Source organism: Microcoleus sp. Pol17C6, from assembly GCF_036701145.1.
In the GTDB taxonomy this organism is placed as follows: Bacteria; Cyanobacteriota; Cyanobacteriia; order Cyanobacteriales; family Microcoleaceae; genus Microcoleus.
In genome coordinates this window covers 1-1,035 of the sequence record NZ_JAUBQH010000184.1, presented here as the reverse complement: position 1 = coordinate 1,035, position 1,035 = coordinate 1, and the positions used below count along the sequence as shown (strand labels likewise).

The 1,035-nt window shown below is 45.3% G+C and carries 1 protein-coding gene; it reads left to right on the top strand.

What is annotated here, in order from left to right; translation table 11 throughout:
* The first annotated feature begins 497 nt into the window (after positions 1-497).
* Positions 498-794 (top strand): hypothetical protein, encoded by a 297-nt coding sequence (locus tag QUA25_RS29335; RefSeq protein ID WP_333043223.1) that lies wholly within the window; start codon positions 498-500, stop codon positions 792-794.
* The last annotated feature ends 241 nt before the right edge of the window (positions 795-1,035 follow it).

Below are 1,035 nucleotides of genomic sequence, written 5' to 3'. Positions count from 1 at the left end.
ATTCTTTTTTCTAGGTTCAGTTTTTTACCTTCCGGTTGTGGTTCAGTGAACCGCTTCCCTTCTGGCGCTTTATTAATGTATCAACTCTCCCCAGGGTTGTCAAGCGTTTTGCGAAAATATTTTTGAGTTTTTCTTGAACCTATACGCACGAAGGGTTTCGGCTTTCCTTCACTGCTCCGACCTCCGCTGGCTGACTCCTCTCTTAACTATGGGGTCTTTTTTTTGGGCAAAAAGGGACTTTTGGGGCAGACTCTCTCCCACGCAGGGCTAGAAGAATTCACTGGTTCAATATGATGATGCGGCTTACTGGGACTAGAGCTAAGGCAAAATCCATTGGTGTCAACTTAAACTTAAGGATGCCATCGCCCTCAACCAGGCGCTCGTTCTTAACCTCTACCACGCGATACGCGATATTAACCAAAAATCACACTCGTTCTTACTGGGGTTACAATCCGAGAGAGTAAGTATGAGAACTCCTGGAAGCGTGATGAAATTTTATGAGCGGAAAACGCCCAGCTCATTCAGGTAATCCAGACTGGGGTCGAGCCACGCAACTACCGAGTCCGCCGATGGCACCAAGAGAAGCTCTGCTACGGAAGGGGCTGAGTCTTGAAATCTTTAAGGCGTCATGCTTAACAGCAGGAGACAAAAAACGGGGCGATGGCCTCCCGCCTCGCAAGCTACGATTGTTGAACTTACCTGTAGACATCTCCCAAAACTCGCAAAGCTTATCTGGCAAACGCTTTGCCAATTATAACTCTTCTCAAAAATCTCTGCTTTCTAACATGGGTTAATCCGGGTTTGAGCTAGTTTCAGTTAATTTAGAACCCCAATCTAGATAGGGTAGCACTGCAATTTAGACCCCACTGTCTTCTAGTTTTAATTGTGGCAGTATTAAGGCTCCCACTCGCAACCTGACTAACCCGCAAATTGTCAGAATTACCTGCTCATATCAGGGTTATACCATTTTTTTAAAGATGTGATAGAGATAAAGAATGTAAAATCCAAGACCATCCGGTGAGAAAACCAATGACG

What these genes read in the sequence shown, in the direction of transcription:
- QUA25_RS29335 (WP_333043223.1), top strand. Translation starts at nt 498, where the DNA reads ATGAGCGGAAAACGCCCAGCTCATTCAGGTAATCCAGACTGGGGTCGA.